Annotated in this window: 27 protein-coding genes and 1 pseudogene; 17 read left to right on the plus strand and 11 right to left on the minus strand. The window is 40.5% G+C overall.

Features of this window, described 5'->3' with window-relative positions; all coding sequences use genetic code 11:
* Nucleotides 1–7: 7 nt before the first annotated feature.
* The 8 genes from CVT07_RS02690 to rpiB all read right to left on the minus strand — a co-directional run bounded on the left by CVT07_RS02690 (nt 8) and on the right by rpiB (nt 6,320).
* Nucleotides 8–880 carry a DMT family transporter gene (locus CVT07_RS02690; protein ID WP_107937516.1) on the minus strand — a complete coding sequence of 291 codons (873 nt, stop codon included), beginning with the start codon at nt 878–880 and terminating at the stop codon, nt 8–10.
* Nucleotides 877–1,764, minus strand: coding sequence for a choline kinase family protein (locus CVT07_RS02695; protein WP_107937518.1), 888 nt, complete (start codon nt 1,762–1,764; stop codon nt 877–879). The genes CVT07_RS02690 and CVT07_RS02695 overlap by 4 nt, the downstream gene beginning before the upstream one ends.
* A gap of 72 nt (nt 1,765–1,836) precedes the next feature.
* A complete protein-coding gene (gene ychF / locus CVT07_RS02700; protein WP_107937520.1) occupies nt 1,837–2,940 on the minus strand; it encodes a redox-regulated ATPase YchF in 1,104 nt (367 codons plus the stop codon).
* The gene (locus tag CVT07_RS02705; RefSeq protein WP_107937522.1) at nt 2,940–4,391 is read right to left on the minus strand and encodes a leucyl aminopeptidase; all 1,452 of its coding nucleotides are present in this window, start codon (nt 4,389–4,391) and stop codon (nt 2,940–2,942) included. The genes ychF and CVT07_RS02705 overlap by 1 nt, the downstream gene beginning before the upstream one ends.
* Nucleotides 4,372–4,977, minus strand: a complete 606-nt coding sequence (locus tag CVT07_RS02710) for a DedA family protein (RefSeq protein ID WP_021086394.1) — start codon at nt 4,975–4,977, stop codon at nt 4,372–4,374. The genes CVT07_RS02705 and CVT07_RS02710 overlap by 20 nt, the downstream gene beginning before the upstream one ends.
* A gap of 1 nt (nt 4,978) precedes the next feature.
* Complete coding sequence (gene apt / locus CVT07_RS02715; RefSeq protein WP_087581040.1) at nt 4,979–5,527, minus strand: adenine phosphoribosyltransferase; 549 nt, start codon at nt 5,525–5,527, stop codon at nt 4,979–4,981.
* Between the two features lie 20 nt (nt 5,528–5,547).
* Nucleotides 5,548–5,880, minus strand: coding sequence for a hypothetical protein (locus CVT07_RS02720; RefSeq protein ID WP_002939538.1), 333 nt, complete (start codon nt 5,878–5,880; stop codon nt 5,548–5,550).
* Nucleotides 5,877–6,320 carry a ribose 5-phosphate isomerase B gene (gene rpiB, locus CVT07_RS02725; RefSeq protein ID WP_021086444.1) on the minus strand — a complete coding sequence of 148 codons (444 nt, stop codon included), beginning with the start codon at nt 6,318–6,320 and terminating at the stop codon, nt 5,877–5,879. Before rpiB ends, CVT07_RS02720 begins: the two co-directional genes overlap by 4 nt.
* A 109-nt stretch (nt 6,321–6,429) precedes the next feature.
* On the opposite strand from rpiB, the gene CVT07_RS02730 reads away from it, so the two are divergent.
* A complete protein-coding gene (locus CVT07_RS02730) occupies nt 6,430–7,815 on the plus strand; it encodes a DUF4139 domain-containing protein (protein WP_107937524.1) in 1,386 nt (461 codons plus the stop codon).
* 18 nt (nt 7,816–7,833) lie between these two features.
* On the opposite strand, the gene CVT07_RS02735 is transcribed toward CVT07_RS02730, so the two are convergent.
* The 3 genes from CVT07_RS02735 to folD are packed head-to-tail and all read right to left on the minus strand — an operon-like array spanning nt 7,834 to nt 10,245.
* Nucleotides 7,834–8,490 (minus strand): site-2 protease family protein, encoded by a 657-nt coding sequence (locus CVT07_RS02735; protein ID WP_107937526.1) that lies wholly within the window; start codon nt 8,488–8,490, stop codon nt 7,834–7,836.
* Nucleotides 8,477–9,382 carry a signal peptidase I gene (lepB, locus tag CVT07_RS02740; RefSeq protein WP_021083635.1) on the minus strand — a complete coding sequence of 302 codons (906 nt, stop codon included), beginning with the start codon at nt 9,380–9,382 and terminating at the stop codon, nt 8,477–8,479. Before lepB ends, CVT07_RS02735 begins: the two co-directional genes overlap by 14 nt.
* Before the next feature lie 11 nt (nt 9,383–9,393).
* Nucleotides 9,394–10,245, minus strand: coding sequence for a bifunctional methylenetetrahydrofolate dehydrogenase/methenyltetrahydrofolate cyclohydrolase FolD (folD, locus tag CVT07_RS02745; RefSeq protein ID WP_107937528.1), 852 nt, complete (start codon nt 10,243–10,245; stop codon nt 9,394–9,396).
* A gap of 83 nt (nt 10,246–10,328) precedes the next feature.
* Here folD and CVT07_RS02750 point away from each other — a divergent pair.
* The 16 genes and pseudogenes from CVT07_RS02750 to CVT07_RS02825 all read left to right on the plus strand — a co-directional run.
* Nucleotides 10,329–10,664 (plus strand): annotated as a pseudogene (locus tag CVT07_RS02750) (c-type cytochrome); the annotation flags it as partial.
* Nucleotides 10,665–10,945: 281 nt separating this feature from the next.
* Nucleotides 10,946–12,229, plus strand: a complete 1,284-nt coding sequence (hemL, locus tag CVT07_RS02755; RefSeq protein WP_107937532.1) for a glutamate-1-semialdehyde 2,1-aminomutase — start codon at nt 10,946–10,948, stop codon at nt 12,227–12,229.
* Nucleotides 12,229–12,510: an AtpZ/AtpI family protein gene (locus CVT07_RS02760; RefSeq protein WP_103568304.1), complete on the plus strand. Its 282-nt coding sequence runs from the start codon at nt 12,229–12,231 to the stop codon at nt 12,508–12,510. Before hemL ends, CVT07_RS02760 begins: the two co-directional genes overlap by 1 nt.
* Nucleotides 12,458–13,012 carry a hypothetical protein gene (locus tag CVT07_RS02765; protein WP_230855733.1) on the plus strand — a complete coding sequence of 185 codons (555 nt, stop codon included), beginning with the start codon at nt 12,458–12,460 and terminating at the stop codon, nt 13,010–13,012. The genes CVT07_RS02760 and CVT07_RS02765 overlap by 53 nt, the downstream gene beginning before the upstream one ends.
* Nucleotides 13,002–14,246 (plus strand): MFS transporter, encoded by a 1,245-nt coding sequence (locus CVT07_RS02770; RefSeq protein ID WP_103558738.1) that lies wholly within the window; start codon nt 13,002–13,004, stop codon nt 14,244–14,246. Before CVT07_RS02765 ends, CVT07_RS02770 begins: the two co-directional genes overlap by 11 nt.
* 3 nt (nt 14,247–14,249) lie before the next feature.
* The gene (locus CVT07_RS02775; protein ID WP_107937536.1) at nt 14,250–15,896 is read left to right on the plus strand and encodes a flagellar hook-length control protein FliK; all 1,647 of its coding nucleotides are present in this window, start codon (nt 14,250–14,252) and stop codon (nt 15,894–15,896) included.
* Nucleotides 15,893–16,159 carry a FlhB-like flagellar biosynthesis protein gene (locus CVT07_RS02780; protein WP_223227339.1) on the plus strand — a complete coding sequence of 89 codons (267 nt, stop codon included), beginning with the start codon at nt 15,893–15,895 and terminating at the stop codon, nt 16,157–16,159. Before CVT07_RS02775 ends, CVT07_RS02780 begins: the two co-directional genes overlap by 4 nt.
* A 66-nt stretch (nt 16,160–16,225) precedes the next feature.
* Entirely contained in the window at nt 16,226–17,926 is a 1,701-nt protein-coding gene (locus CVT07_RS02785) for a methyl-accepting chemotaxis protein (RefSeq protein ID WP_107937538.1), read from the plus strand.
* Nucleotides 17,927–17,960: 34 nt separating this feature from the next.
* Nucleotides 17,961–18,527, plus strand: a complete 567-nt coding sequence (locus CVT07_RS02790; protein WP_021092891.1) for a CheB methylesterase domain-containing protein — start codon at nt 17,961–17,963, stop codon at nt 18,525–18,527.
* Nucleotides 18,517–19,341 carry a CheR family methyltransferase gene (locus tag CVT07_RS02795; protein ID WP_107937540.1) on the plus strand — a complete coding sequence of 275 codons (825 nt, stop codon included), beginning with the start codon at nt 18,517–18,519 and terminating at the stop codon, nt 19,339–19,341. The genes CVT07_RS02790 and CVT07_RS02795 overlap by 11 nt, the downstream gene beginning before the upstream one ends.
* A gap of 88 nt (nt 19,342–19,429) precedes the next feature.
* A complete protein-coding gene (gene gyrA, locus CVT07_RS02800; protein ID WP_103635370.1) occupies nt 19,430–22,051 on the plus strand; it encodes a DNA gyrase subunit A in 2,622 nt (873 codons plus the stop codon).
* Nucleotides 22,052–22,095: 44 nt separating this feature from the next.
* The gene (locus CVT07_RS02805; RefSeq protein ID WP_002939671.1) at nt 22,096–22,596 is read left to right on the plus strand and encodes an LPP20 family lipoprotein; all 501 of its coding nucleotides are present in this window, start codon (nt 22,096–22,098) and stop codon (nt 22,594–22,596) included.
* Nucleotides 22,572–22,964: a hypothetical protein gene (locus tag CVT07_RS02810; RefSeq protein ID WP_107937542.1), complete on the plus strand. Its 393-nt coding sequence runs from the start codon at nt 22,572–22,574 to the stop codon at nt 22,962–22,964. The genes CVT07_RS02805 and CVT07_RS02810 overlap by 25 nt, the downstream gene beginning before the upstream one ends.
* A 12-nt stretch (nt 22,965–22,976) precedes the next feature.
* The gene (locus CVT07_RS02815) at nt 22,977–24,131 is read left to right on the plus strand and encodes a sigma-54-dependent transcriptional regulator (protein WP_103571159.1); all 1,155 of its coding nucleotides are present in this window, start codon (nt 22,977–22,979) and stop codon (nt 24,129–24,131) included.
* Between the two features lie 70 nt (nt 24,132–24,201).
* Nucleotides 24,202–25,227, plus strand: a complete 1,026-nt coding sequence (locus CVT07_RS02820) for an aspartate-semialdehyde dehydrogenase (RefSeq protein ID WP_107937544.1) — start codon at nt 24,202–24,204, stop codon at nt 25,225–25,227.
* Nucleotides 25,228–25,319: 92 nt separating this feature from the next.
* Nucleotides 25,320–25,826, plus strand: a complete 507-nt coding sequence (locus CVT07_RS02825; protein ID WP_107937546.1) for a YqhA family protein — start codon at nt 25,320–25,322, stop codon at nt 25,824–25,826.
* Nucleotides 25,827–25,844 lie beyond the last annotated feature (18 nt).

A 25,844-nucleotide genomic window follows, 5' to 3' on the forward strand; every position in this document is an offset into this window, starting at 1 on the left:
AATTACCCTATAAGTTACTTAACAATGAACCAGAAATTAAAATTATTGACAGTATTGTCTTTGCAAAAACCATCTTGGCTCCAAAAAAATAGCTTAACAAAATAGCCCAAAAACTATAAGAGATATTTAACCCCATAGCTCTGAGAGCCCCTATTTTTTGTATGCCAATATAATATAAAATATATGAAATTGTACCAAAAAATGAAGCCAATATAATTTTGCTAAGTTCTATGTCAATAGTTATGTTTCTTCCTAAATAAAAATCATCAAAAAACATAAAAAGAATAGCAAAACAAATTAAAAAGCAAGAAAAACTTATTCCTTGTCTTATGAAAAGAGCAAATTTTGTATCGATACTATCTTTTAATGCAATATTTATTATCACACATTCGGTTCCCCAACCAATAGCACACAGAAATCCAAATAATGTACCAAGAGCATTAAACTCAAAATACTCATACATGATAAAACATAAACAAATACTTGCAAAAACGGCAATCGTGATACCAAAGTAGCCTATTGGTTTTAGTCTATCTTTAAGGAAAAATTTTGATAAAACAATACTTATAATAGGATATAATGAACTAAAAAGTGCAGCTGTTGAGACTCCAGAGTAATAAATTGAAGCTATAAAAGACCCCATACCAATAAAACCTCCAAAAAAGGAGGCAGTTATTATAATTTTAATACTATTTTTTGGGATTTTGGTTATATTTTTAAAAGATCTAGAAATAATTAAATAAAATAGAATAAAAACAAAACTTAAGCCATCATGGAATATGGCAATAATAATACTAGGGACCTGTAAAAAGGACAAGAATATGCCGTCTAATGCCCACAAAAGTCCACTTGCTAACGCAGCAATATATCCTATATTCATATATTATATTTTAAAACCCTTTCTAATCTATTTTTTGCATACTCTAGGTACTCTTTTTTATTTTGGTTATCTAATTTTGCAAGCGTCCAAACTGTCCATAATATATCTTGGATATTTTTAAAAATTCCTATTTTTTGCCTATCTTGTTTATCTGCACTGTATAAACCAAGAAAATATTCTTCATCTTTTTTTGTAAAATTGTTTTCTAAAAATAGTGATGCAATGTCCCATAAAGGATCGTTAAGTCCTGAATATTCCCAATCTATTATATAAATTTTACCATTATCAAACAGTATATTTTCTGATACTAAGTCACCATGTGTCGGTTTTAAAAATAAATTTGATCCATACTTTGATTGGTTTATTTTGTATATATGTTTTTCCAGTTCTTTAAAAAAAATAATACTTTTTTCTAAATCGTCATTAAAAACATTTAAGTTTTCTTTTTTGACTAAGCGCAAATATTTATCTAATTCTAAAAAAGGATTAAATTCGTTTTGAAATTTTAAATTGCTTGTATGTAATTCACGAAGCCTTTTTACAATATCTTTTATATGTTCTTTGATTGTATTTGGCTTAAGCGTTTCTGCTCCTTTTAAAAATTTAGTTATTTTTATACCATTATTTTCATTAAAATATACAGTTGGTACGTTTAATCCGAAGTCAGAAGCTAAAATTTGATTTTTTATTTCCCAAAGTCTATTTATCATATTATTTGAATTTAATCCAGGAATTCTTAAAACATATTGGTTGTCTGGTTCATCGACATTTGAAGTTGTGATAAGAAAATTTGAGTTAGTCATTCCTCCTAGTGCCACTATATGTTGTGCTTTTTTATTTGTAATTTGATAAAAAATTTCTGAGACATTATCTGCTGTGAGCACAAACTTTCCTTTAATATTTTTAAAATTCAATAAGCATGAAATTTGATAAATTTAGCCCAAAAAGGGCTAAATTTAGACATTAAACCTAAAGTGCATCACGTCGCCATCTTGCACGACGTAGTCTTTGCCTTCAAGTCTCATCTTGCCAGCTTCTTTGGCTCCGTTTTCGCCGCCATGTGCGATGTAGTCCTCATAGCTTATCACTTCAGCTCTAATAAAGCCTCTCTCAAAGTCATTGTGGATGACGCTTGCTGCTTTTGGCGCTTTCCAGCCATTTGTGATCGTCCAAGCCCTTACTTCCACGACACCAGCGGTGAAATAGCTTATCAAATTTAGCTTTGCAAAAGACGTTTTGATGATCTTTTCAAGGCCGCTTTCACTCGTGCCAAGAGATGCCAAAAACTCGTGAGCCTCTTCGTCGCTTAGACCTATTAGCTCCTCTTCGACCTTGGCGCAAAGCTTGATCACCTCGTGGTCCGAGGCCTTAGCATACTCTTTTAGCGCTTTTACAAATTTATTATCTTCGCTAAGTCCATCTTCATCGACATTTGCGCCATAAACTACCTCTTTTGCGCTTAGAAGCCTTAACTCTTTGTTTAGTGCCAAAAACGCCTCACTATCTCTTTGCTCAAAGCTGCTTGCACTTTTGCCATCATTTAGGTGAGCCAGAAGTAAATTTGCTATCTCAAGCGCCTCTTTTGCGCCTTTTGCGTTTGCTTTTGCCTCTCTTGTGAGCTTTTCTATCTTTTTATTTAGCTGCTCGATGTCAGCTAGTATCAGCTCGGTTTGGATGATCTCGATGTCTCTTACTGGATCGACGTTGCCCTCGACGTGAGTGATGTTTTCGTCCTCAAAGCAGCGAACTATGTGTAAGATAAGCTCGGTCTCTCTGATGTTTGATAAAAATTTATTACCAAGACCCTCGCCAGAGCTAGCCCCTTTTACAAGGCCTGCGATATCTACGAATTCGATGGTTGAATATTGAATTTTATTAGGACTTACTATCTTTGCAAGCTCATTTAGGCGCTTATCAGGCACTGGCACGATGGCTTTGTTTGGCTCGATCGTACAAAACGGATAGTTCGCGCTCTCGGCATTTTGCGCCTTTGTAAGTGCATTAAATGTCGTTGATTTGCCCACATTTGGCAGGCCTACTATTCCAACTGAAAGTCCCATCAATTCTCCTTGCTAAGTGCTTGTAAAAAGTATAAATTCATCCTCACGCCAGCTCCGCTCGCACCTGCTTGGTTGTATCCCCAAGCCTTTTCGCGGTATGCTGGGCCTGCGATATCAAGGTGTAGCCACTTGTCTTTATACTCATCTTTGATAAATTTAGCCAAAAACATGCCAGCTGTGATCGCGCCGCCATATCTGCTTGAGGCGCAGTTGCTAACGTCTGCGATCTGGCTTTTGATAAGCTCGCTAAGATAAGGGTTGAAATCAAGCGTAGTCGCTAGCTCGCCGCTATCTTTTATCTTGTTTTTGAACTCGCTTTTTAGGCTTTCGCTGTTGCCCATGATGCCTGTTGTGTATTCGCCAAGTCCCACGACGCAAGCGCCAGTTAAGGTCGCCATGTCGATTAGGATGTCTGGCTTAAAGTCCTGTGCGTAGCTTAGGCAATCAGCCAAGACCAAACGTCCCTCTGCATCGGTGTTTCTAACCTCTATGCTAACGCCGCTTCTTGAAATAAGCACGTCATCAGGCTTATAAGCGTTGCCACCGATCATATTTTCAGTGGCACCCAAAATGGCGTGAATTTCAAATGGTAAATTTAGCTCTGCTGCACCTTTTATGATGCCAAGAGCTGCTGCTGCGCCGCTTTTGTCTGATTTCATAGTGAGCATATAATCAGCCGGCTTCAAGCTAAGTCCGCCACTATCGTATGTTAGCCCTTTGCCAACAAAGATGATGCGTTTTTTAGACTTTTTAGGCTTATAGGTTAGGTGGATGAGTCTTGGTTTATGCACGCTTGCGCGATTTACCGCCAAAAATGCGTTCATATTCTCTTTAGCTAGAAATTTCTCGTCATAGACCTCGCACTTTATGCTTGTGGTGTTTTTGGCTAAATTTAAAGCGTCCTGCGCCATCTTTTGCGGTGTGTAAATTTCTGGGATTTCATTTACGATATCTTTTGTGAAATTTGTAGCCTCAGCGATGATCGCTGCTTCTTTAAAGCCCTCGTTTGCTGCCTTTAGATCGACCTTTTTGCCAGAAAATTCTTCAGTAGAAAAGATGATCTCTTTTAGGGTGTATTTCTCTTTTTTCTCTTTATATTTGTTAAATTCATAACTTCCAAGCAAAAAGCCCTCAGCTAGCGCTTCAAAGCTTAGTTTTTGGCACTCCGCTACGTAAGAAGCTAGCTTTATGCTCTTAATATTTAGCGATTTTAACGCGTTATAAGCTTTAGCGGCTGCAACTCTAAGCTCGTCAAGATCAAGCTTAGAAAGTGGCACGTAAGCCCTTTTTGCCTCGCTTAGGATGAGGACGCTATCGCCTTTGTAATTATTAAATTTAATAGCCTCTTTATCGCCTATAAATTTATGTTTTAACTCCTTATCTACTACGAAAATTAGTTCAATATCAGCTTTTATATCTTTTAATTTTTTATCAACTATTTGAAACTGCATGTCTTCTGTCTCTCCTTTCGTTTAAAATTTTATTTTCGATGCGCTTAAATGCATAGATCAAAAGCCCCATAAATATAGCAACCACTGGGATAGCGACGTACCAGTGCTCTTTTGCTTTTTGAAGCAGCACTAATATATGCTCGCCAAGTATCCAAGCAGGTATGGTAGTGATCGCCGCCCAGCACCAAGCGCTGATTAAATTTATAAAGGCGTATTTTTTAGCGTCATAACCAGTAAGTCCTATGCAAAGCGGTATGATGACACGAAAGCCATACATATAGCGTTGCAAAAAGATGATCGGCCAGCCGTATTTTTTCAGCATTATATGTGCCACTGCAAATTTTCTCCGCTGCGTGTGAAGCCTTTTTGCGATGTATTTTTTATTGTAACGGCCAAGGTAGAAGTAAATTTGATCTCCCACAAAGCCTCCAAGTCCAGCCACAAAGATAGCAAGCGCGATATGCATGTGCGTGGTGTGAGCGAGAATTCCAGCCATTATTAAGGCCATCTCGCCCTCCATGATACACCAGACAAAAAGTATGATGTAGCCGTATTCTTTAAGCAGTTCTATAAAAAACTCTTCCATTCTAAACCTCTAAAACGCTGTAAATTTTAGTAAGCGACTTTAGCTTTTCGCTACCTTTTAGATCGACTAGATCTATGAGAAAGCACGCTTCTACGCAGGTCGCGTTAGTTTGATTGATAAGCTCAACTGAAGCCTTTGCAGTGCCTCCAGTGGCTATGAGATCATCCATCAAAAGCACTCTTGCACCCGCTTTTTCTCCAAAAGCATCGATATGAATTTGCACTTCATCGACGCCGTACTCTAGGCTATATTTTTGAGAAAGCGTGATAAAAGGTAGTTTTTTTGGCTTGCGAATAGGCACAAAAGGCAGCCTTAGTCTTGCTGCAAGCGCCGCGCCAAAGATGAAGCCACGTGACTCGATGCCAGCGATGTAATCAATCTTTGCGTCCTCATATCTAGCCACCAAATGATCTATCAAAAAGTTAAATGCCTCTTTGTTATTTAGTAGCGTAGTGATGTCGCGAAAGACTATGCCAGGCTTTGGAAAGTCGTTTATGCAGCGAATAGAGTTTAGTAAAAATTCTTTGCCTTTTTGATCTAAAATTTTCATAAATTTCCTTAAATTTGATGTTAAAGTAGCGCTTCGATCTTGCCCTCAAGCTCACGAATTCGTTGTCTTAGCTTATCGTTTTCTAAGCGGTACTGGGAATTTCTTGTGCGAAGTGAGGTTACGTCGTTTTTAGTTTTGTTTAGCTCATCTGTCAAGATGTCGATGTTGCCTAGACTTCGTTGAAGTTGGATCTGAAATTTTCTTATGACGACCTCGGTATCTTGGAGGTTATTTTTCATAAAATCTTTTGTCGCACGCTCTTTTTTTAGAAGCGTTTTGAAGTAAAAAACCATGACGGTTAGGTAGATCGCAGCACAAACAAGAGCGGTAAAAACGATCCACTCGCCTATCATTTGCCTGCCTCAAGCTCTATTTTTTTGACTCTTCTTTCGTGTCTGCCGCCTGCAAACTCAGTCTTTAAAAAGGCTTCAACCGCCGAGATAGCCACGCCTGCGCCAATAACCCTTGCGCCAAAAGCGATCACGTTTGCGTCGTTGTGCTCTCTGGCAAGTCTAGCGGTAAATTCGTCGTGACAAAGGGCGCACCTTACGTTTTCGTGCCTATTTGCAGCTATTGATATGCCTATGCCAGTGCCACAAACTAGCACGCCGTAGCAGTTAGGCTCAAGCTTGCTCGCTAGCAAATGCGCATAATCAGGGTAATCAACGCTATTTTTATCGTTTGTACCAAGATCAACCACTTCGTATCCAAGCCCTTTAATAGCCTCTTTAAGCTCGTTTTTTAGCTCAAAACCAGCGTGATCGCTAGCTAAGAAAACTTTGTCTATCTTCATGAAAAGTCCGTTAAATTTTTTGTTGATTATAGTCAAAGTTGCATTAAAATAAAATTTTACTCTCAGCCAAAATGAAGCTATAATTTACCAAAAATTTAAAGGAGAAAATATGAAAAAAGCGCTCTTTTTAGTGGCTTCTACGTTAGCCTTTGCAAATGAAAATCTAATAGAGATCTACACAGATCAAACCATCATCACTCAAAAATTTAGTGACGCAAATAGCTCTTTTAGCGCCTTTGTGCCAGAAGGTGTGCAGAGTGAGAACATCACTATAAATGGGGATTGTGATGCGAATGCTTATCTAAAAAAGATCAGCGAAGAAAATAGCCCAAGTTACATAAAATGGAAGCAAGGAGTTGCAAATTTAAACAACAAACTTGAGGCGTTAAATGCAAGAGGTAGGTTTATAGAGCAGGCTTTAGTAGAAGAAAACAAAAGTAACGATGTGACAAAAAGAGCTGATGAGTTTTATAAATTTAGCCTAGAAAATATCGAGAAAATTTCAGCTGCTAAAAGTGAGCTTGAAGCGCTTAAAGAAAATGAGCCAAAGAGCGAGATGGCTGGATTTTTGCAGCTTGATATGAAATTTGCTTGCGACCTAAAAGAGGTGACGCTTTCATACATGGATGATGAGGCGCCAAAGACGCTAAATGAAATTTATGCAGATACAAAAAACAAAAATATCTTAATAAAACAAGAAATTTTGCTCACTAATCCTTTTGCCAGCGAAGTTAAAAATTTAAAGCTCGCTATCTATCCGACCAGATATCAAAAGGCGCTTGCTCCAAGCAAGTTTTACCCTTGGTACGAGGAGAGCGAGGCAGAGGCTGATGGTTACGGTGCTTCAAAAAATATGCTAAGAGCTGCGAAAGTCGCTGCTGAGGTCGCTGATATGCGTGTGCAAAGAGATGAGAATGAGTTTGCTAAAATTTGGAAGATAGATGGGATAAATTTAGCAAAGGGCGAGAGCAAATATATAACTTACGACACGCAAAAAATGGACGCAAATTTTAGCGTTTTTGTTGATTTTTACGGCTCGCTAAAGGCATATAACGTAGCTAGCTTTAAGCTAAATGATGATCTAACACCAGCTAAAACGCAGTTTTACGTTAATGGCGTGAGTGTTGGCAGTCCAAGCGAGTTTGAGATGAAAGCTAAAGATGAGCCCACTCAGCTATTTTTGGGGCAAAACGAGCTAATCGAGCTTAAAAAAGAGCGCTTAAATAAATTTAAAAAGAGCTCGTTTCTTGGTAAGGATCGCATAAGCGAAGAGGGCTATAAGATAAGTGTCAAAAATAACTCAAGTAAAAGTGTCGATGTCACTTTGGTTGATCGCGTGCCAGTATCTGCCGACGAGGCGGTAAAGGTCGAGATAAAGGGCTTTGATAAAAAAGATATCAGCAAAGATGGCAAGGTGGAGCTTAAATTTAGCCTTGCACCAAAAGAGGAATTTAAAAAAGAGTACTCTTATAAGATCACAAAGCCAAAAATTTAGAGCAAATTTGCTCTAAATTTAGCCGTTTATAAAGGCGCTCGCGATATCTAAAACGTATCTTGTCGGATAAAAGATAGTATCTTTTAAAGGCGAGACGAGGATGATGATAAGGATGACAAAGCCGTATCTTGAGATGCTCTCAAACTTTTCAGCCAGTGCGTGAAAGCCAAAATTTCTAAGCGCATACTCGAGCGCGTGAAAGCCATCAAGTGGCGGGATCGGATAGAGGTTAAAGATAGCTAACATCAAATTTAAAAGCGCAAGCGTAAATAAAAACTGAAGTAAAATTTCAAAGGTTTCTATATTTAATAAAGCCTTTAGCACAAAAAGCGATAAGATGCCTAAGATGACGTTGTAGCAAATGCCAGCTAGACTTACGTAGATAGCTGCTTTGTAGCCGCCATTTCGCACGACTGTGTATGTATTTACAGGCACTGGTTTTGCCCAGCCAAACATCATACCAGTGCTTAGATAAAGCACCAGTGGCACGATGATAGTGCCAACAAGATCGATGTGTTTTATAGGGTTTATGCTAAGTCTGCCAAGATTTTTTGCTGTGTTGTCACCAAATTTATAAGCGACATATCCGTGAGCGATCTCGTGACCGACGATGGCGATTATTAAAGAGAGGACGATAGTGATGACTTTGATAGGGTCAAAATTAGTGAAGTCCATCAACTTCTCCCTCTTTTAGAGCTTGTTTTGTGAAAAACTCATCGTTTTCTATCGTATCTACAAAGCGTCCGATACGCTCCCAGCGCACATTGTAGTTATTGTCCCAGCTAAAATATATAAACCAAGGCTGTCCAACTATATCTTTATAAGCCACGCTTCCCCAAAAACGGCTATCGTTTGAGTGGTCGCGGTTGTCGCCTATCATAAAGTACTCATCTTTTGGCACTTTGACGTAAAAAGCGTTAAAGTTAAAATTTGGATTTTGCGGTAGTGAGCTAATGAGCGCTGGCTTCATAAAAACGTTTGATTTGTTTGTGTTTAGCATGAAAACCATCTGCTCAAATAAATTTACATTTTCGTCGTAGTGGATGCCGCTAAATCTATATGGCTCTTTTATGAAAAGTTTGCCATCAAGCTCGACAACGTCCTTGCATGAGTAGCCAAATTTGCTCTCTTTGCCGTTTAAATTTTCACGGCAGTTTGCCTTTATAAAGCTATCTCCCTCTTTTGGGCGTAGATAGAGGGCTTTTTCAGTAAAAACGATCTCGTCCTCGCTAGTTGCAAAGCAGCGCTTTACAAAGTGAGTTTTCTCATCATTTGGATAGCGAAATACGACTATATCGCCCCTTGCAGGACCATCGCCAGTTATGAGATGCCCATTGTCATTTAGCTCAGGTAAAATTTTTACCTCAAGCCATGGAATTCTTGGCGTTGGTATGCCATAAACATACTTTTTGGCAAATAAAAAATCCCCAACCAAAAGCGTGTTTTTCATCGAACCAGACGGGATCACAAAGGCTTGAGCTACAAAGAAAATGACAAGCAAAACGATGATAACCGTGCCTGTCCAGCTCGAGCAAAAGTCATAAAATTTAGTAAAAGCTCTCTTCATTATCTCACTCTTTAATTTTTAGCTATCTTTGCTTGTGCAGCAAGGATGGTGTTGTTTAAAAGCATGGCTATGGTCATCGGACCAACGCCGCCAGGAACAGGCGTGATGTATGAGCATTTTGGTGCGACCTCATAAAAATCCACATCACCCACAAGCCTGCCATCATCTAGTCTGTTTATGCCTACATCAACGACTACTACGCCATCTTTTACCATGTCGGCCTTTAAGAAAAATGGTTTGCCAATGGCTGCGACTATAAGGTCAGCGTTTTTGCAAATTTCTTTTAAATTTTTAGTCTTGCTATGCGTGACCGTAACCGTTGCAGAGGCATTTAGGAGTAAATTTGCCATAGGTTTGCCAACGATGTTGCTTCTTCCGATCACCACTGCATTTAGCCCAGCTACATCTATGCCATACTCTTTTAAAATCTCCATCACGCCAAGCGGGGTACAAGGCACAAAGCCATCAAGTCCGCTAACAAGTTTGCCAACATTTACAGCGTGAAAGCCATCTACATCTTTTTGTGGATCGATCGCTGCGAGCACGATGTTTGTGTCGATGTGCTTTGGTAGTGGCAGCTGAACCAAGATACCATGGATGCTATCGTCTAAATTTAGCACGTTTATAAGTGCAAGTAGCTCGTTTTGGGTTGTATTTTCGCTTAGACGGTGAGCCACGCTTTTTATGCCGTATTCGTTGCAGGCTTTCTCTTTGGCTCTAACGTATGTTTGAGATGCCTTATCTTCGCCGACTAAGACGACGGCTAAGGTTGGCTCGACACCAAATTTCTTTAGCTCATCAGCTCTTACTTTTACGCTTTCTTTGACCTTTAAAGATACGGCTTTTCCGTCTAAAATTTTCATATTCGATCCTTATTTAAAAGCTTTTTTAATCACAAGGGTGGTATCATACCTAAAAATAAATTAAATTTTTAAAAGAGAGGTTTATGAGGTCTGTTTTTTTGATTTTGCTTTTTTGCGTGGCGATTTTTGGAGCTGATTTTATCACAAAGACCGAGTACGCCAAGATGCTCTACCTAAATCCGCGTGGCATAGGCTGTGATAAATGTCACGGCGCAAAGGGCGAGGGCAGCCTAATCTCTAAATACAAGCACTTTGACAAAAAAGCAAACAAAACGGTCGATGATGAGCTTAGAGCGCCAAAGATAAATGATATAGATTTTGAAAGTTTTAAAGCAGCTCTAACAAAGCCAAAAGGCGTCATGCCAAGCTACTTTTTGACAGACGAAGAGACGACCATCCTTTATGAATACATCACAAATCAGATGAAACCTCCTGCAAAAGCCACAAAAGTAGCACCAAAAAATTTAGCTAAGCCAGCCGCTCCTGCTGCTACGCAAAAACAGCCTGAACCTGCTAAAGCTGCCCCTGCGGCAAAAGCAGTAGAGCCAACCACCGCGCAGGCACAAAAGGCACCAACTAAGCCAGCTGAGCCCGCAAAGCCAGCTAACACCCAGGCACCAAAGTCACCAGTAAAACCAGTAACAAATCAAAAAGATAATCAAAAGACAAATTTAAAAACACAAAATCAAAAGGATAAAAAATGACAAATAAAGAGGCATTTAGTGAAGCTAAAAAATATATCCCAGGCGGCGTAAATTCACCTGTTCGTGCATTTGGCAGTGTTGGAGGCGAGCCTGTGATGATAGATCACGCAAAGGGCGCTTATCTATACGACGTCGAGGGTAAAAAATACCTTGACTTCATCCAAAGCTGGGGCCCGCTCATCTTTGGTCACTGCGACAAAGACATAGAAGAAGCGATCATCTCTGCTGTAAAACAAGGCGTATCTTACGGCGCTCCCTCACCAAAAGAGACCGCTTTAGCAAAGCTAATATGTGATGAGTTTAAACAAATAGATAAAATTCGCTTCGTTAGCTCTGGCACGGAGGCTACCATGAGCGCGATCAGAGTGGCTAGAGGTTACTCTAAAAAAGACGGCCTTATCAAATTTGAAGGCTGCTACCACGGACACAGTGACGCACTTCTTATCAAAGCAGGAAGTGGCGCAACGACATACGGCAACGCTTCAAGCAGCGGTGTGCCACAAGACGTTGTGAAAAATACATTTTTAGCTATCTACAACGATATAGAGAGCGTAAAAGCTATTTTTGAGAACAATAAAGACAAAATAGGCGTCGTCATAATCGAGCCAATCGCAGGAAATATGGGACTTGTGCCAGCTGATAAGAAATTTTTACGTGAGCTTAGAGAGCTTTGCGATAAATTTGGCGCTGTGCTCATCCTTGATGAGGTTATGAGCGGCTTTAGGGCTTCTCGCCTCGGCTCATATCCATTTCACGAAGTGAATGCTGACCTTGTCACATTTGGCAAGGTTATAGGTGGAGGCATGAACGTCGCTGCATTTGGCGGTAAGGCTGAAATTATGGACTGCCTAAGCCCAGATGGTGCTGTCTATCAAGCAGGCACGCTAAGTGGCAACCCAGTGGCGATGAGCGCTGGTATAGCGGCTATTTCAAAGATAAATAGCGATGTAAATTTATACGCTAGACTTGAAAAACTTGCCCTAAAACTAATGGAGGGCTTCAAAGAGGCTGCAAAAAGCGCTGGCATCACCATCCAAACTGAGGTTCGTGGCTCGATGTTTGGCTACTTTTTTACAGAGCATGCAGTAAAAAACTACGATGATGCGCTAAAGAGCGATACAAAACTCTTTGCTAAATTTCATCAAGCAATGCTTAGACGCGGAATTTATCTTGCACCTAGCCAGTTTGAGACGGGATTTATCTGCGACGCGATGAGTGAAGCTGATATCGATCTAGCGGTAAATGCAGCTAAAGAGGCATTTTTGGAGATAAAAGCTTAATGGCAAAATTTAAGATAAAAGATATCGTAGCAGGGGCTGAGCAGCTAAGCCTTGGCGTTTCAATCGTAGTTGCGATCTTGCTTGGCACTGGGCTAGGGTATCTTGTAAAAAAGGCTACAAATTTCACGCCAGCACTTTGGATAGGCTTTGCTATTGGTATCGCAGCTGCCATTTTAAACGTCTATAAGGCCTACAAAGCGCAGGTTAAAAGCCTAGATGAGCTAAAGGATGAGACAAGGTATAAAGGCTACAAAAAAGACGATGATGACGAGGACGATTAGCAGGCTTTTTATTTGCTATTTTGCGCTTTGGCTAGCTCTTAGCGCGGTTGGCAAATTTATATCAAATCAATTTTTTATAAGCTCGCAAATTTCATTTTTTGCCTCGCTTATCATCCTAACGGCTAGCTTTTTTGCCTATAAAAACCGCATAAACTCAAGGCTAGAAAATGCAAGAGATGAAATTTTAGCCAAGATAGAAGAAGAGGATGAAGAAGATGATGAAATTTTGCCCCAAAATGAGGCAAAAGAATTTAGCCTAAAAGATGAAAAAGCAAGGCTAAAAAAGCAGAAAATTTCATTTAAAGATAGAAGCTTTGCAGCGGCATTTATGCCTTATCGCTTGGTCGCTTACGCGATACTTTTTTTTGGATTTATATTTTTAAAAAATGAAAATTTACTAAACGTGCCTGGCTTTTTGGTGGGACTTGCTCCGATGCCCATTGGAGCTTTTATCTTTGGGATAATGCAAAATAATTTGAGAAAGGACGCAGATGGCAAGTAGCTTTAGGATCATTCGCTCGATGGGGCCGCTATTTTTGGGTATGAGTTTGCTTTTTATAGGCAATGGCCTAGTCATCGCATCTTGTAGCGCACTTCTTAAGCAAAATGGCGTAGGCGAGCTTGCGATTGGACTAATTAACACTGGATTTTTCATAGGAGCGTTAATTAGCACGATCACAGCGCACAGGGTCATCTCAACCACCGGCCACATCAGAGCTTTTGCTATCTTTTCATCTATATTTGCAGTCTCAGCCATGCTTCACGCCATAAGTGAAAATTTGATCTTTTGGGCGATTTTGCGAGCCTTTTTGGGATATTGCTACTACGCACTTTTGATGGTTATAGAAAGCTGGCTAAATGCTAAGATCCCAAACAAGATAAGATCGCGCGTCATCGCCTTTTACGAGTGCGTTTTCTACACGAGCTTTGGACTTGGAATTTTGATCTTAGCGCTTGATCTTAGCGCATTTGAAATTTTCATCATCAGCGCAGCCTTTATCATGCTCTCAAGCATACCTTTAAATTTAATCCGCATCAACCAGCCTCAAATCCCGCAGCGCCAACCCATAAACATCCCAAAAATTTTTGGTATCGTCCCGCTAGCACTCGTGGGAGCTCTTGTTGCAGGGCTTGCGATAAATGGCTTTTTTTCTATGGCGAGCCTCTTTGTCTTGCTTCAAGGATATAGCGCAAAAGAGGCGTCATTTTTTATGACTATAGCGATGGCTGGGGGCTTCTTGGCTCAAACATTTATCGGAGGCTTTTCAGATAAATATGGCAGACGCCCAGCGCTCTTGCTTTGTAGCGTTGTATCTTTAATCAGTGCGGTTTTATTTTTGCTAAATGGCTCAAATTTGATCGTTCAATACATACTCTCGTTTTTCTTTGGCGGCGGCATTTTTTGCACATACGGACTTTCGCTAGCTAGGGCAAATGACGAGATCACAGACAAGACAAAGAGCGTCCAAGTGGCACGCGCGCTGCTTTTTAGCTACTCTTTTGCATCGCTTTTCTCGCCGCTTCTTATGAGCTACGCGATGAAAATTTTTGGCGCATTTGGCTTTATCTATGTCTATTTGGTGCTTTATGTTGGGCTCATTTTATTTGCGCTAACGCAAAAGACCATACCGCAGCACATGAGAAAAGAGTACAACGACAGGCTCGTTGCAAGGACGGCTGGCATCGCGACTATTCAGCAAAATGGCAATTTTGCCGATAGAGAAAATAAAAAGTAGAAAATGGACGTAGCAAATTCTCTAAATATATCAAACACCTCGGTTCAAACTGGGCAAAATGCCGCCCAAAACGCGCCTGTTCGTAAAAATGAAGGCTCGCTTTTTAAAAATCAGCCAGCTGGGACGCCAAGCGAACAGAGCGTTTCAAACGCTCTTGATAACGTTGGCAAGCTAGTTGCAAGGGTGCTTGATGATCTAAAAAGCGCTTCAAGCCTTAGTAAGGCTGAGCAAATTTTATCTCAGGCAAAAGATACAAAGATCGCTCCAAATTTAGCTAGCGAGCTCTCAGACCTTGCAAAAAGCTTAGAGAGCGAGGCTATGCAAAGCGAAAGCCCTGAGATAAAGAGCCTTGCACTAAAACTAAAAGAATTTCTAAAACCAATAGCCGATCTTAAAGCTGGCTCGCTAAATGATCAGATCAAAAACTCAGGTGTCATGCTTGAAGCAAATTTAAAAGATGCGCTTACTCCAGAGAAACTGCCAAGCTCGATACAAAAGCTACTAAGTGATATAAAAAATCTCTCAAATCAAAATTTACTTAGTCAAATTTTAACTCTAAATGATGAGAGCTTGGATAATCAAAACTCATTTATGAAGCTCACCTCCATGCTTGAAAAAGCGAGTGGTGACGCTAAAAATCTCCTTGATAACTCAATCATGAAAACGCTTTTAAAAGATGTGGATAAGCTTGATAATGTGGCTAAATTTCTTGATAAAAACTTCTCAAAAGAGCAAAGCGCAGACGCGGTTAAAAGCCAGATCGGCAAGATGGAGAATTTCATCTCAAATTTAAGTGAGAAGGTAGCAAATTTAGCTAGCGAAAAGCTAAATCAAAGCACGGCTTTTAGCTCAAACCACAAGGAACTAAAAGCTATCCTTGAGAGCCTAAAAAACGATCTAAAAATGCTAAATAACATAGGCGATGAGGCGGGACTTGTAAAGGCGTTTAATGAGCTTAGCGACGTCTCGAAAGAGGGCAGCTTGCAAGATAAGCTCCAAAGTGCGGCAAGACGCCTAGCCCACAGCCTTAGCCTAGCAGACCCAGAAGCAAGCACAGCAAAAAGTGATCTAGCTGAGAGTAAGGCGCTTTTAAAACAGCTAAAACTAGCCACAAATGATATAAATAACATCACGACAAAGAGCCAGAGTGAAATTTCAAAGGTGCTAAATCAAGATGTAAAAAGCACGCTTTTAAACATAAGCGAAAAGAGCCAAAACGCCCAAACTGTAAATGCTGCAAACAAGATGATCTCGCAGATCGAGATGCATCAGATGGTCTCAAGCTTGCAAGGAGGCATACAAACTTATATGCCTTATATCTGGGACGGCGTGGAGGGCGGAAATGTCGCGTTTAAACAGGGCAAAAAGGATAAATTTTATGCCCAAATCGATCTAAATTTTAAGAAATTTGGCCAGATAAATGTGATGGTTGGACTTGTGGATAAACGCTATATCGATCTATCGGTGGCAACGCAGACAAATGAGTTTAAAGAGCTTATCTTAGGAAATTCAAGCGAGCTAAAGCAAGCGATCTCAAAGCTTGGACTAATCGTTTCAAATTTTAACATCAAAACCTTGCCAAAGGTGAAGCTAAACGATAGATTTAAAAATTTTGGCGGCCTTGATGTGGGCTTTGATAAGAAAATTTGATGCAAGTAAATAAGAAAAAAGCCGTCGCTCTTGGCTACAACAGATCGCAAGATAATGCTCCAAAGGTGCTTGCAAGCGGTGCTGGCGAGATAGCAAACAAGATAATAAGCCTTGCAAAAGAGCATGACATACCGATCAAAGAGGATCCTGATCTCATTGAAATTTTAAGCAAGGTCGAGGTCGATCAAGAGATACCGCCAAATTTATATAAGGCGGTGGCTGAGATATTTAGCTTTTTATATAAGATCACAAATAAAAAGTAAATATTGCACTTTAATAGTGCTATAATCTCAAAATTAAGGAAATTTAAACATTAAAAAGGAGGTATTATGAAAATTTCATCAAAAGTGACGATGATGATTGTCTCGTCCCTACTGGTGCTTGGAGCCATCTTAGTCTTTCTAAACATTTACGAACAAAACAAAGCGATAGAATTTTCTACCAAACAGCTGACTGAAAAGGTCTTAGCCGACAAAAGGGCAGCTTTAAGTGAAGAGATGGATATCGTTTCAAACATTTTGCTAAAAATTCAAGAGGTCTATGACGACGCAAACGAGACCATTGAAGATCAAAAAGAAGATATTATCGACTATCTCTCAAAGGCTAGATTTGGCGATGATAAAAAGGGATACTTTAGTATCTACACTACAAAAGGTGTGGTTATCTCTAGTCCTGGAGTGCCTGAGTATAACGGCCTTGATAGACTTGAAGCAACTGATGCAGATGGCTATAAATACATAAAAGATCTCATGCAAAAAGCCTCAGAAAATAGCGAGGGCGCTTTTGTAAATTTTGTAGCTAAAGCAAAAGATGGCTCAACGACTAGAAAGATAGGAAAAGGGCTAAAACTAAACCTCTTTCATGAAGATGTAGTGCTGATGTCTGTTGTTAATCTTGAGGGTATGTATAAAGAGATAGATAAAATTTCAGCCACTATGCAAAATGACGCTAAGGCAAACACTACAAATTTCATCGTCATAGCCGTCGTAGTTTTAATCATCTCACTAATAGTTGCCATGCTTTATTCTAAAATTTCTATCACAAAACCGCTAAATGAGCTAATCTTGCGAGCCACAAACCTCTCAAGCGGCGATGGCGATCTAACAAGAAAGCTGGAAGTTGTAGGCAAAGATGAGATAGCAAAAGCCAGCGAGGCTATAAATAAATTTATAGAAAAAGTAAGGGTTTTAATCGCCGAGGCAAAAGATATCTCAAATGAAAACAGCTCCATCGCAAATGAGCTTAGCTCAACCTCAGTCCAAACTGGTCGCGGGGTAGAAAACTCAAGCAAGATAGTTGAGGACGCTGGGAAGGATTGCACTGAGATACAATCATATATGAAAGAGTCAATCGAAGTTGCAAAAGGCGGAAAAGATGATCTTCAAAAGGCGCTAAGCTACGTTGATGAGACGCTAAATACCATCTCAAATTTATCTTCAGAGATCGCTCAGACATCAGATATAGAAAACCAAATGGCTGGCAAGATCGAGCAGCTTAGCCGTGATGCCGAGCAGGTTAAATCAGTCCTTGTGGTTATCAATGACATCGCTGATCAGACAAATTTACTAGCTCTTAATGCAGCCATCGAAGCAGCACGTGCAGGCGAGCATGGACGTGGCTTTGCAGTCGTTGCCGATGAGGTTAGAAAGCTAGCTGAGCGCACTCAAAAGAGCCTCACTGAGATAAACGCAACTATCAACGTCATCGTTCAAGCGATAAATGAAAGTAGCGAGCAAATGAGTATAAATTCTAAGCAAATAAGCGAGCTAACAGGCGTGACAAACAACGCGCAAAACACCATAAGAGATATGAGTGGTATCATGAGATCAGCCATAGGACTATCTGATAAAACTATCGAGGACTATATAAAGACTGGCAAGGATATTGACGATATAGTAAAAAGCATGGAGGGCATAAGTCAAATTTCATCTCAAAGTGCAAGAAGCGTAGAAGAGATAGCTTCAGCTGCTGAGCATCTAAACAAGATGACAGATACGCTAAATGCAAAACTTGGCGAATTTAGAACTTGATTTGTGTGGTAAATTTTAAATTTAAAGGCAATTAGTGGCTCAAAAACTAGTCTTAATAGGGGCTTCTACAGGAGGCCCAGGTCATATAAAAAAACTATTAAAAGATATAAATTTAAATGGTGCGATGGTCGTCATAGCTCAGCATATGAACAAGATGTTTATAAACTCATTTGTCACGCAAATGGGCAGGGAGTGCAATATAAATGTTGAAATTCTAAGCGAAAAGACAAATTTAAGAGAAAATATCGTCTATATCTGTGATCAAAATTTTGAAATTTCAGCGACTTTGCCAGTTAGTGCAAAGCCACAACCTGAGATAAAAACGATATATACGCCAAATGTCGATGTGCTTTTTAACTCAGGCACGCAGATCGCCAAAAATGTAAATTTACTAGCGATTTTGCTAACTGGCATCGGCGATGATGGTGCAGCTGGGCTTGATAAGCTCTATAAAGCAGGCGCAAAATGCATAGCTGAAAACGAAGAGAGTGCCATAGTTTATGGCATGCCAAAGCGCGCTAAGGAGCTAAATCAAAATTTAAAATCGTTAAATTTAATGATGATAAGAAAAGAGCTTGAGGAGTTTTTAAATGCTTTTTAACAAAGTGGATAAACAAAGCGAAGTTTTAGAGGCAAAAGCACCAAGCGACATGGATGGATTTAACGAATTTATGAGCACTATAAAGACGCTTTGCGGGGTCGATCTGGAGCCAAAGAGGGACATCACACTGCAAAGAGTTAGTATATTTGCCAAAAATCGCCAGATAAAAAGCTTTAAAGAGTTAGTTTCGATGATAAGATTTGACACGCTACTTAGGCAAGATCTTTTAAATTTAGTCACCGTAAATGAGACATATTTTTATAGAGAGCTAGCACAGCTAAAAGACGTGATCTACTACGCAAAAGAGCTTGGGGAGGCTAGAATTTTATGTGCGCCTTGCTCAACTGGCGATGAGGTCTATTCGCTTGCTATGCTTGCTTATGAATTTGGCCTTAAACAAAGCGATATCCAGCTAACTGGCATCGACATAAACTCAGAAGCCATACAAGCTTGTAGCGTCGGATGCTACGGCGAGAGGAGCTTGCACAGATTAAGCGAGTTTCAAAAAGAGAGATTTTTTACAAAAAAAGATGATAAATTTTTCATCAAAAAAGAAATTTTGCCAAGGTGTGAGTTTAAAATTTTAAATGTCTTTGACGATGCGATGTTTAACCTTGGTAAATTTGACATCGTCCTTTCAAGAAATATGATGATATATTTTGACGACGAATTTAGACTAAAATGCGTCGAGAGGCTGCATAGGATGCTTAAGCCAGAGGGCAGGCTATACGCAGGACACGCTGATCTTGTGCCATACACCCCACTTTACACAAAGCGTTTTTCAAACGGAGCTACATATTACGAGCGTGCTTAAGGGTTAAATTTAACCCAAGCCGCTTTGCCCTTAGCAAGTTTTTATCAATTTTTAGCTAAAATCCCACAAGCTAAATTTAAGGATAAAAATGAAAGACAATCTACTTGAATTAACTCAAGATATCGCTTCAGTTGATATCGAAGATTCTATAAAAAATAGCTATCTTGACTACTCTATGAGCGTCATCGTCGGACGTGCTTTGCCTGACGCTAGAGACGGACTAAAGCCAGTTCATAGAAGAATTTTATACGCTATGGATAACCTTGGCGTTGGCAGCAGAAGTGCCTATATGAAGTCAGCTCGTATCGTCGGTGAAGTCATCGGTAAGTACCACCCACACGGCGACACAGCGGTTTATGATGCACTTGTTCGTATGGCTCAGAAATTTTCTATGCGTTATCCAGTCGTTGATGGACAAGGAAACTTTGGCTCGATTGATGGCGACAGCGCAGCTGCGATGCGTTATACCGAAGCTAGAATGACCATGCTTACTGAAGAGCTTTTAAAAGATATCGACAAAGACACGGTTGATTTTGTACCAAACTACGATGATAGAGAGGTTGAGCCAGATGTTTTGCCTAGCCGTGTGCCAAATTTATTATTAAACGGCTCAAGCGGTATTGCGGTCGGTATGGCGACAAATATCCCACCACACAGCCTTGATGAGCTAATAGACGGTCTTTTGCTACTTCTTGAAAACAAAGAGGCGACACTTGAAGAGGTGATGGAATTTATAAAAGGTCCAGACTTCCCAACTGGTGGTATCATCTTTGGTAAAAAAGGCATCATAGAGGCCTACCGCACAGGTCGTGGTAGGGTCAAACTAAGAGCCAAAACTCACATAGAAAAAAAGCCAAACAAAGATGTCATCGTCATCGACGAGCTACCATATCAAACAAACAAAGCAAGGCTTATCGAGCAGATCGCCGAGCTTGTAAAAGATAAGCAGATAGAGGGCATCAGCGAGGTTAGAGATGAGTCTGACAAGGACGGCATCCGCGTAGTCATCGAGCTAAAACGCGACGCTATGAGCGACATCGTGCTAAATAATCTCTTTAAATCAACCACGATGGAGAGCACTTTTGGCGTTATTATGCTTGCTATTAATAACAAAGAGCCAAAGGTATTTAACCTTATCGAGCTACTTAAGCTATTTTTAAATCACAGAAAAACCGTTATCATTAGAAGGACGATATTTGAGCTTGAAAAAGCGCGCGCAAGAGCCCACATCTTAGAGGGTCTAAAGATCGCACTTGATAACATCGATGAGGTGATCGAGCTTATTAGAAATAGTGCCGATACAGCGGTTGCTAGAGAAGGCTTGATGAGTAAATTTAATCTCTCAGAGCTTCAAGCAAACGCTATCCTTGATATGCGTTTAAGCAAGCTTACAGGCCTAGAGAGAGAAAAACTAGAGGCCGAGCTAGCCGAGCTTATGGCTGAGATCGCAAGACTTGATGAAATTTTAAAGAGCGAGACATTGCTTGAAAATTTGATCAAAGAAGAGCTTCTTGAGATCAAAAATAAATTTAAAGTACCAAGAGTGACTGAGATCGTTGATGACTACGATGATATCGACATTGAAGACCTCATACCAAATGAAAATATGGTCGTAACCATAACTCACCGCGGTTACATCAAGCGTGTGCCAAGCAAGCAGTACGAGAAGCAAAAACGCGGTGGCAAAGGTAAAGTAGCGGTCACGACATACGATGATGACTTTATAGAAAGCTTCTTTACTTCAAATACCCACGATACGCTTATGTTTGTGACTGACCGCGGACAGCTCTACTGGCTAAAAGTCTATAAGATCCCAGAGGGAAGCCGCACGGCAAAAGGCAAGGCAGTTGTAAATTTGATCCAGTTGCAGCCTGATGAGAAGATCAAAGCGATCATCCCAACGACTGACTTTGATGAGAGCAAATCGCTAGCATTCTTCACTAAAAACGGCATCGTAAAACGCACAAATTTAAGCGAATTTAAAAACATCCGCTCAGTTGGCGTAAGAGCGATAAGCCTCGATGAGAACGACGAGCTAGTAACTGCGCTCATCGCTCAAACATACGATGATATGCCGGTCACTGACCCTGAAAATGAGCTAAGCGTAGAGACAGAGGTGCTTGAAGTTGAAGAGCTTCAAAATGAGATCGACGAAGATAGCGCAAATACCGAAGAGGACGCAAACTCAGGCGATGAGACAATGCTATTTGTCGTTACTAAAAAGGGTATGTGTCTTAAATTTAAGATCAGCAAGGTTCGCCAAATGGGAAGAACAGCACGCGGCGTAACTGGCATTAAATTTAAAGAGCCAGGCGATGAGGTCGTAGGCGCAGCAGTCATCGAAAGCAATGACCAAGAAATTTTAAGCATATCTCAAAAAGGTATCGGCAAGCGCACAACCGCTGATGAGTACCGCTTGACAAACCGCGGCGGCAAAGGCGTCATCTGCATGAAGCTAACAAGCAGAACAGGCGATCTTGTGGGCGTTGTGATGGTTGATGAAGAGCAAGACCTTATGGCTCTAACATCAAGCGGCAAGATGATAAGAGTAGATATGCAAAGCATCCGCAAAGCAGGACGTAACACAAGCGGCGTGATCGTCGTAAATGTAGATGGCGATGATGTTGTAAGTATCGCAAGATGCCCTAAGGCAGATGATGGCGAAGATGAGGATGAAGCACCAAGCGAAGATATGGGGCTTTTGGAATAAATTTTGCTATTAAATTTTAAATAAAAGCATAAAAAAGGTTGTTTATGAAGGTTAAAATTTTATCTTTTGCTTTGATGATCGCTATTTTTGGCGGTTGCTCATTTAACGGCTTTATGGGCGAGCCAACTAGCACATCAAACCGCAACGTAGTCATCCAAAAGGTCGATAAAGACGATCTTAGAGAGGTGATGAAAAAAGAGAAGATGATATATGATAGCGCTCCAAGAGAGACCACTTTTAGAGCCACAGGCGAGGGCATAGCTCCGCTAAATTCGCTCTCATACGCTCAGTCAGTCACTCTTGCAAAAAGAGCGGCGATGGCTGATGCTTATTCGCAGCTTGCAGGCAAGCTTTATGGCGTAAAGATCAACGCTGAAGACACCGTAAGAGACGCGATGCTAAACGACTCATCTATCACTTCAAAGGTTCAAGGTCTTGTCAAAAATGCAAGGATCGTGAATGAAAATTTCAAAGACGGGCTTTATAAGGTAAATATGGAGCTTAAGATAGACGAAGATAAGTGGCGAGAAGTCTTTTCTTACTAACGATACTTTTAAATTTCGCCTTTTGCCTGGAGGAGTTTATCTTCTGGGCAAAGGTCGATACGACAAATCATATCATCGCGCATGAGGAAATTTCATTTTCAAAGGCGATGACTCTAACGCCCAATCCAAAGCCAAAATTTCTTTGCCAGATAGACGCTTTTAAAGATGAAAACACCACAACTCTTGGCTTTTTAAATTTACACAAAGATGAGATTTTTGACTGCTTTGTCTTAAAAAAAGTGATGATAAAAAATGAGCTTAATGTCAAAAATGCGCAGGTCACAAATGCTTCAAATTTGAAAATTTTGCCAGTTAGATTTATGGTGGAATTTAAGCCAAAATCCGCTATCATCGGCACACTTCAATAAAAAAGAGATCAAATGAATATTGTCATAGTAGAAGATGACATCAATATGCGAAAGTCGCTTGAGATCGCACTTGGCGAGTATGAAGAGCTAAACATCAAGAGCTACAAGAGCGCAGTTGAAGCTCTAAAAAAGCTAAGCGACGACACTGATCTGATCATCACCGACATAAACATGCCAAAGATGGACGGACTTGAGTTCATTAAAGAGCTAAACGGCAAATTTGACGTCATCATAATGACTGGAAACGCCACACTTAACAAGGCGATTGAGAGCGTTAGACTTGGCGTGAAGGACTTTTTAACAAAGCCATTTGACGTCTCAACGCTATATGAAGCGATAAAAAGGGTAGAGGCGCTAAAACAAAAAACTCCAAAAAGCATAAAAAAAGTTGAAACTAAAAGCGAAAATAACGGCTTTTTAGCCACTTCAAAGGCGCTTGAAGCTACGCTAAATATCGCACTAAAAGCTGCAAGAACTGACGCCTCAGTCATGCTTAGTGGTGAAAGTGGTGTTGGCAAGGAGGTCTTTGCTAAATTTATCCACGCAAATTCACCAAGAAAAGATGCGGCATTTATCGCTTTAAATATGGCTGCGATCCCTGAAAATTTGATAGAAAGTGAGCTTTTTGGCTTTGAAAAGGGCGCTTTTACTGACGCTGCGACTACCAAAAAAGGGCAGTTTGAGCTGGCAAATGGCGGAACGCTATTTTTAGATGAGATCGGCGAGATGCCTATAAATTTACAGCCAAAATTGCTTCGTGCTTTGCAGGAGCGCGAGATAACAAGACTTGGCGCTACAAAGAGCGAAAAGATAGACGTTCGCATCATCTGCGCTACAAATGCAAATTTAGAGCTTGCTATGAAAGAGGGCAGGTTTAGAGAGGATCTTTTCTATCGTCTAAACACGATCCCGCTTTTCATCCCGCCACTTCGCGAGCGAAAGGATGAAATTTTGCCTATCGCGCAGGATGCTTTGGACAAATGCTGCAAAGAGTATGGCTTTGAGGCTAAAAATTTCTCAAAAGCAGCCAAAGAGGAGCTTTTGGGCTATGACTACCCAGGCAACATAAGAGAGCTCATCTCAGTCGTGCAGCGTGCAGCGATACTAAGCGAGGGAGATGAAATTTTGCCAAAAGATCTATTTTTGCAAGCAAGAAGTAAAAAATAGGTAAAAATTTAAGTTTTTGGCTAGTAAAATTATGCAAATTAAGAAAATTAAAAGAAACCAAGGAGAGCAGATGAGAAAATTTAACGTAGCGGTCGTTGGTGCTACTGGAGCGGTCGGCGAAGAGCTTTTTAGAGTTATGGAGGAGGTTGATTTCCCAGTTGGTGAGCTTTTGCCACTTGCAAGTGCAAAGAGCGTTGGCATGGAGATTGAATTTAAGGGCAAACACTACAAAGTAAAAGAGCTAACCGAGAAAGTTTTTAGCGAGCATGAGATCGATATCGCATTTTTTAGTGCAGGCGGCTCAGTTTCAGAGAAATTTGCCAAATTTGCAGCTGACAGCGGCGCAGTAGTCATCGATAACACCAGCCATTTTAGGATGGATAAAGATATCCCACTAGTCGTACCTGAGTGTAACCCAAGCGACATTGCCATGTGGAAAAACCGCGGCATCATCGCTAATCCAAACTGCTCAACCATCCAAATGGTGCAAATTTTAAAACCACTAAATGACGCTTTTGGCATCAACAGGGTCGATGTTTCTACCTACCAAGCAGCAAGCGGCGCTGGCAAAGAGGGCATGGAAGAGCTTGTCGTGCAGATGCAAAAGTTTTTTGAATTTAAGCTTGATGAGTGCGAGCCAAAGGTCTTTGCGCACCGCCTAGCGCTAAATGTAATCCCTCACATCGATGTATTTTTGGACAATGACTACACAAAAGAAGAGATGAAAATGGTCAATGAAACGCAAAAAATTCTTCACAAAGATATCGAAGTGAGCGCTACTTGCGTGCGTGTGCCAGTGCTTAGAAGCCACTCTGAGGCGATCACTATCCACTTTGACAAAGACGTGAGCGCAGATGCGGCAAGAGAGGTTTTAAGCAAAGCTCCAAGCGTCGTCGTAGTCGATAATCCAGCCCAAAAAGAGTATCCGATGCCTACTATCTCAAGCGATACAAACGAGACTTATGTTGGTAGGATCAGGGTTGATAACTTTAGAGCAAATGTGCTTCACCTTTGGTGCAGTGCCGACCAGATCCGCGTGGGAGCTGCGACAAATGCCGTTAGGATCGCACAAAAATGGATCGCGATGCAGGAGTAGTTTGCATTAAAATTAATTGCGATCTTGCACCTAAAATTTAAGGAAAAAACTATAAAATACTCCCTTTTTAAATTTCACAAAAAGGGTTTTTATTGCGTAAAATATTTGAGAGAATTTTGCTTGCAAGCAACAGTTTCACGCTTTTTCCGGTGGTCTTTGGACTTTTAGGTGCGATCGTGCTTTTCATCATCGCAAGTTATGATGTCGGCAAGGTGCTTTTAGAGGTTTATAAATATTTCTTTGTTACAGATTTTCACGTTGAAAATTTCCACTCAGAGGTCGTTGGCGAGATCGTTGGAGCGATAGATCTATACTTGATGGCGCTTGTTCTTTATATATTTAGCTTCGGAATTTACGAGCTTTTCATCTCAGAGATCACACAGCTAAAGCAGTCAAAGCAGAGTAAGGTGCTTGAAGTGCATTCGCTTGATGAGCTAAAAGACAAGCTTGGCAAAGTGATCGTCATGGTTTTAATCGTAAATTTCTTCCAAAGAGTGCTTCACGCAAATTTCACAACTCCGCTTGAGATGGCCTATCTTGCGGCTTCTATCCTTGCACTTTGCCTTGGACTTTACTTCCTTCACAAGGGCGAACACTAAAATTTTAAGCGTTCTTAC

The sequence above is a fragment of the Campylobacter concisus genome (assembly GCF_003048875.2).
Classification (GTDB): Bacteria; Campylobacterota; Campylobacteria; order Campylobacterales; family Campylobacteraceae; genus Campylobacter_A; species Campylobacter_A concisus_AU.